Source organism: Microcoleus sp. bin48.metabat.b7b8b9.023 (assembly GCF_013299185.1).
GTDB lineage: Bacteria > Cyanobacteriota > Cyanobacteriia > Cyanobacteriales > Microcoleaceae > Microcoleus.
The window spans coordinates 43,042-49,649 of sequence record NZ_JAAFKG010000038.1 but is presented as its reverse complement, the minus strand read 5'-3'; the positions used below and the strand labels follow the sequence as shown (position 1 = coordinate 49,649).

At 45.4% G+C, this 6,608-nt stretch carries 4 protein-coding genes; 2 read left to right on the top strand and 2 right to left on the bottom strand.

Going from position 1 to position 6,608, the window contains the following annotated elements; all coding sequences use genetic code 11:
- Positions 1-133: 133 nt before the first annotated feature.
- Positions 134-571 (bottom strand): DCC1-like thiol-disulfide oxidoreductase family protein, encoded by a 438-nt coding sequence (locus QZW82_RS20565; RefSeq protein ID WP_293151999.1) that lies wholly within the window; start codon positions 569-571, stop codon positions 134-136.
- Positions 572-764: 193 nt separating this feature from the next.
- Complete coding sequence (locus QZW82_RS20560; RefSeq protein ID WP_293151996.1) at positions 765-3,815, bottom strand: PAS domain S-box protein; 3,051 nt, start codon at positions 3,813-3,815, stop codon at positions 765-767.
- A 358-nt stretch (positions 3,816-4,173) separates the two neighbouring features.
- On the opposite strand from QZW82_RS20560, the gene QZW82_RS20555 reads away from it, so the two are divergent.
- Positions 4,174-5,367, top strand: coding sequence for an NAD(P)/FAD-dependent oxidoreductase (locus QZW82_RS20555; RefSeq protein ID WP_293151993.1), 1,194 nt, complete (start codon positions 4,174-4,176; stop codon positions 5,365-5,367).
- 296 nt (positions 5,368-5,663) lie between these two features.
- Positions 5,664-6,383, top strand: a complete 720-nt coding sequence (locus QZW82_RS20550; protein WP_293151990.1) for an HAD-IA family hydrolase — start codon at positions 5,664-5,666, stop codon at positions 6,381-6,383.
- Positions 6,384-6,608 lie beyond the last annotated feature (225 nt).

Here is a 6,608-nt window from a genome sequence, read left to right as displayed (position 1 = left end):
CCACAGATGGAGAGGACTGAAGTCCTTACTACGAACCACAGATGGAGAGGACTGAAGTCCTTACTACGAACCACAGATGGAGAGGACTGAAGTCCTTACTACGAACCACAGATGGAGAGGACTGAAGTCCTCACTACGAACCTGATTTTAAGTCTTGAGTGTCGCAATTGTCGATCGACCTACAGCCCACTGGATAAGCCGATTTGTAAGTTGTCGATCGCTTGCCAAACAAAGTATAGCGGTTATCGCGCACTTGTTCGTACAGGCGATCGCCCATCCACTTCATTCCCGGCATTGCCCGGTAAGCTGCCACAAATACCTCGCCAGCAGGCAATATCCGCCCGATTTCCTCGGCTGCATCGCTACCTTGCCAGCGTTTTTCGGGATTATTCTTATCTATCAAAATCATCCCCATTTCGCAATCCTCAGCAGTTATATTAAACCGCTTTAATCCCTCTAAATCTTGCATGGAAATATACTCAAATTTCTGGCCTCGATCTAGATTTTCAAGTGACTGCACCAAGGTGACGCAGAGATTGCAATTGCCGTCGTAAATTACGTTATAATTCATAAGTCAATAACCTAGAAAACTGGGCGGTTGAAACCGCTTCTAGACAAGCAAAACCAGCCTCCGCGGGTTGAATGCAATGCGGTTAAAATACATTATCTTCTTCAGTCCGCGGAGGCGGACATTGTTTGTATAGACGCGGTTTCAACCGCCGTCTGATCTATGGAATTATAACTCATAATTTCCAATTTTACCGCTAACTTCTAGCGACAGGAATCTCGATCGCAAATTCCGTACCTTGACCCGGTGCGGAATTGCACTTCAGCCGCCCGCCGTGCTTTTCCACCACAATTTGATAACTGATAGACAGCCCCAAACCAGTACCTTTCCCCGGTTCTTTCGTAGTAAAAAACGGATCGAACAGCCTTTCATGAACATCTATCGGAATCCCCGGCCCGTTGTCAGCAATCCGAATCACAATATAAGCAGGACGGCGAATAGAATCAGCACAAACAGCAGCCTGTTCGTATTTTACCTCAGTACAAATCCGCAGCGTCGGCGAAGGACAAGAAGGAATAAACGCCTGTTCCCCGTCGCCCCACTTTCCGGTTTCCATTGCCTCTTCCAAAGCATCAATTGCATTGCCAATAATATTCATAAATACCTGATTCAACTGTCCTGCATAACACTGTAAGCGGGGCAAATTGCCGAACTCTTTAACCAGCGTAATTTTCGGATGTCCTGCTGTTTCTTTCAACCTGTGCTGCAAAATCAACAAAGTGCTGTCAATCCCTTCGTGAATGTCCACCTGTTTTTGTTCTGCTTCATCCAATCGCGAGAAATTCTTCAGTGACAGCACAATCTGGCGAATTCGCTCGGCTCCCATTTTCATTGAACTTAATAGCTTTGGCAAATCTTTGAGCAGAAATTTCAAATCTATATCATCTATTTCTTCTCGAATTGCCTCTGTTGGTTCCGGGTATTCGCACTGGTAAAGTTTCAGCATTTTTAGCAAGTCTTGAAAGTAATCGTCAGCGTGCATGACGTTGCCGTAAATGAAGCTAACTGGATTGTTGATTTCGTGAGCGACGCCAGCTACTAATTGCCCCAAACTTACCATTTTTTCATTTTGAACCATCATGCTTTGAGTTTTATGCACGTCCCGCAGGGCTTTCGCTAATTCTTCATTTTTAGTCCTCAATTGACTTTCGGAAAGCCGCACTGCTTCTTCGGCTTGTTTGCGATCGGTAATATTTTTGCGAATTGCTACATATTGATGGGGTTCTCCCCGAGAATTTAAGAAAGGTACAATCGTAGTATCCAACCAGAATAATCTGCCGTCTTTAGCTTGATTTTTCATTTCTCCCCGCCAAACATTTCCCTGGCGGATTGTTGACCAAAGCTGCTTGAAAAAATCAGTTGGGTGATAGCCGGAATTGACAAGTTTGTGGGTTTTGCCGTTCAATTCTTCCCGAGAATATTTAAACAGTTCGCAGAATTGATCGTTGACGTAGGTAATAACGCCGAATTCGTTGGTATTTGAGACAATTGCCGATTGATCTAAGGCAAATTTTTCAAATTCTAATTCTTGGAGAGTTTGGCGCAATTCTGCTTCGGCTTGTTTGCGATCGCTAATATCGGTAATCATCCGCAAAACCCCGGCAAATTCGCCCTCAGCGTCGAACATTGGTGTCGCTGAGACGATCGCCCACAAGTGAGAGCCATCTTTGCGGGTAAACTGAAAATCGTGGCGTTCGCGAATGCCTTGCCGCCTGCGCTCTACATAACTTTCGGCTATTTCCCGAGCCTCGTCATCGATAAACTCAAATAGCGATCGCCCCAGCATTTCCTCCACAGTATACCCCAGCATTTCGGCCATCCGACCGTTCGCAAAAGTCGTGCTGCTGTCGGCGTCAAACATCCAAACGCCCTCCGAAGCAGTTTCGACGATGCAGCGGTAATAACTCTCGCTTTCCCTGACAGATTCAGTAGCTTGTTTGCGATCGGTAATATCAGTTTCCACCGCAATAAAACCTTCAAGTTCCCCGGTTTCTCGATAAATTGGGGCGATCGAAAGCGCCACCCAATAACCCTTTCCATCCTTCCTGTAATTGTAAATTTCCTGATTAAACGGCTCGCCTGTATCCAAAGCCGATCGCAGTTCAGCAATAGTTAACGGATCTGTTTGAGGGCCTTGCAGCACATCACCCGGTTTTTTTCCCAGCATTTCTTCTAACACGTAACCGCTAATCCGAGTAAATGCTTCATTCACCCATTCAATGCAGCCTTGAGCATCAGTAATAATCACACCATTTTGCGTTTTTTGAGCCACGATCGCCAAGCGCGACAATTCTGTTTCAGTTTTTTTGCTTTCGGTAATATCTTGAGAAATACCCAGAATGTACTTAGGCGAGCCATCTGCGTCAAACAAAGGAACTTTTTTTGTGTGCAAAATCCGTTTTCCCCGGTGCGGAAGTTGGATGATTTCTTCTGGTATATCAACCTCTTTTCCCGTGGCAAATACTTCTATATCTTGTGCTTGGAAATAATTTGCCTGATCGGCTTCCAACAAGTCAGCAGCATTATTTCCCAGCACTTCGTCGCTCGAATAGCCAAACAATTCTTCGCTAGCAGTATTCCAATAAATAAATCTTTTTTCCACCGCATCTTTAATAAAGACGCTAACCGGCAGATTTTGCAGTACCGCATTCAGAAAATCTTGAGTGTTTCGCAGCTTTTCCTCAGCGCGCTTGCGCTCAGTAATATCCAAAATCACTCCGTCGAGATAGACAACCTGATACGGAGAATTTGCGATCGGCGAAACCGACGAAACTACACCCGACAAAAATTCCTCAATTTCTTCTTGTTCCTCTTGTCTTTCTCTAGCCTCATCCCCCTCGCCACAAACAGCTTGTCCTTTTTCGTAAACCCAGCTAATTTCGCCGTCAGCCCGGAAAATGCGGTATTCCAGGATATACGGAGTTCTAGTTGCTACACTTTTTTTGAGAGCATCCTCCATGTTTTTTCGGTCTTGAGGATGGATAATGCTCGCAAAAGAACGGACGCGATCGTTGATAAAATCAGAGGATGGATAGCCAGATATTTCTTGAACAGCCTCGCTCAAAAACGCCATTGTCCGTATTAATTCGCCGTCGGGCCCCGTCCAGTCGCAGTTGCAGCGGTATACAGCACCGGGAATATTAGCTACTAAATTTTTATATCGTTCTTCGCTGCTTAACAAAGATGAGCTGTCTTCGTTATGGCGATCGCCATTCTTAAATTTAGAAGAATTCGAGGAAATTTGCATGATTTTTTCACTTGTGACTGCGGGGGCAAGTGTTAGAGTAGATGCCTATATAAAAAGTGAATTTAATTGGCGAAATAATACGCTATCAACTAATATAGTACAAAATTACTTGTCCGAACATTCAAAAAATTTGAGGGCGACTAATAGGCAGAGCTAATCAAGGATATTATGTAGAAGGCAGAAGGCAGTTCGGCAAGGGATTGTATAACGGATGTAACGGATGGATGTTCGGGGAAAATTTTTCCAATTCTCCAACTCCCCCAATCCTGCAATCCCCGACTCTCCCGCTCCCCCAATCCTCCACTCTCGTTACAATAAGATAAGTTGCCTTGCTACCGATCGCCCTCAAACAAAAACCATGACTCAACAACAACCCCGGATTTGCATTCTCGGCGGAGGCTTCGGCGGACTCCACACAGCCCTCCGCTTGAGTCAGTTACCCTTCTCCAAAACCGAAAAACCCGAAATAGTCCTAGTTGACCGTCGCGATCGCTTCCTGTTCGTTCCCCTACTCTACGAGCTCCTCACCGGCGAACTCCAAACCTGGGAAATCGCCCCGCCCTTTGCCGAACTCCTACAAAACACAGGCGTGCGCTTTTGTCAAGGCACAGTCTCCGGCATCGACGTGGAGTCCAAGCGAGTGCAGTTGCACGACGGGCCAGAAATTCCGTGCGATCGCCTAGTATTAGCTTTAGGTGGCGAAACACCCCTAGATATGGTAAAAGGAGCCGTTGAATACGCTTATTCCTTCCGCAGCCTCGACGACGCCTACCGCTTGGAAGAAAGACTGCGGTTTCTCGAAGCTAGCAACCCCGACAAAATTAGGATTGCGATCGTCGGCGCCGGTTATTCGGGAGTAGAATTAGCTTGTAAATTAGCCGATCGACTCGGAGACAAAGGTCGCGTCCGATTAATCGAGCAAGGCGACACGATTTTGCGGACATCACCCGAGTTCAACCGCGAAGCCGCCAACAAAGCATTAGAAAAACGCAAAGTCTGGATCGACTTAGAAACAGCAGTAGAGGCGATCGAATCCCACACCATATCCTTGCTCTACAAAGGACAATTAGATGTTCTTCCCGTAGACATAGTATTGTGGACAGTAGGAACCCAAGTTAGTCAAGCAGTGCGATCGCTCCCCCTGAAACAAAACCACCGCGGTCAATTAATAGTTAACTCCCAGATGCAAATCATCGACCATCCAGACATATTTGCCTTGGGAGACTTAGCCGAATGTCACGACGCAACAGGTCAAAAAATCCCATCCACAGCGCAAACAGCATTCCAACAAGCTGACTACACCGCCTGGAACATATGGGCCTCGTTGAGCGATCGACCATTACTACCTTTCCGGTACCAGCCGCTAGGAGAAATGATGACATTAGGAATAGACGAAGCCACCCTGACAGGTTTAGGAATCAAACTCGACGGACAACTAGCACACATTGCTCGCCGCCTAGCCTACCTCTATCGAATGCCAACATTTGACCACCAACTAAAAGTTGGTTTCAACTGGATTAGCAAGCCGATTCAGGAGTTGCTGAAAAAGTAATATAGCGGTTATCAGAAAGATGAGGTACGTTGTTGGGCTTGGGCCCTCTTGATTTAAATGGTTATGTAAGCTGTCAGTTATACCTCATCTTTTTGAGAAAGGCTATAGATAAGACGGCGAATAGAATTCGCGTCTACACAAACTATGTCCGCCTCCGCGGACTGAAAAAAATAACTTAATGACCTTCGCCCAGTCTTATTCTGATTCTTCAACCTGCGGAGGCAGGTTTTGTTTGTGTAGACGCGAATTCTATTCGCCCGGTATTCTATTACTCGTTTTCAAATTTATTCTAACCAATGACAAAAATTATCTTTTTAGATGCAGCAGGCACACTATTTTACGTTCGCGGTAGCGTCGGCGAAGTCTACGCAAAACTAGCCAAAAACTTCGGAGTAACAGTTAATAGTAAAGACTTAAATACAGCATTTTACCAAAGCTTCGCCTCAGCAAATCCGATGACATTTCCAGGAATCGAAGCAGCAAAAATTCCCCAACTAGAATTTGAGTGGTGGCTAGCAGTTTCGGCAAAAGCTTTTCAAATAGCAGGCGTTTTCAATCAATTTTCAGACTTTCCCAAATTTTTTGCCGAACTCTACGCTCATTTTGCCACCCCCGAACCTTGGTTCGTCTATCCCGACGTATTCCCAGCATTAAATAAATGGCAGCAACAAGGAATCGAATTAGCAGTAGTCTCGAATTTCGATTCGCGACTTTATCCAGTATTAAAAGCCCTCAATTTAGCAGAATATTTCACATCAGTCACAATTTCCACCGAAGTTGGTGCAGCCAAACCCCAGGCGGAAATTTTCACCGCAGCTTTACAAAAACACAACTGCACAGCCGAGAACGTCTGGCATATCGGCGACAGCTTCAAAGCCGATTATTGCGGTGCCAAATCCGCAGGCTTAAAAGCAATTTGGTTGAACAGAGAACAGGAAAAAGTAGCAACAGACAAATTGCCTTTAACAGAAACGAAATTAGAACAGTGCAGCCGCCTTGATTATTTGGCAATTTAACCTGATAATGATCGAGATGTAAAATCGTGTCCGCTCAATTACCCGCAATACAAAAGGTTTGTAGTGAGGACTTTAGTCCTCTCCAAATCCGGACTAAAGTCCTCACTACAAACCAATCTTAGTACGATCGTTAGAACAGTGCAGCAGCCTCGATTATTTGGCAGCTTAACCTGATAATGATCGAGATGTAAAATCGTGTCCGCTCAATTACCCGCACGGACTAAA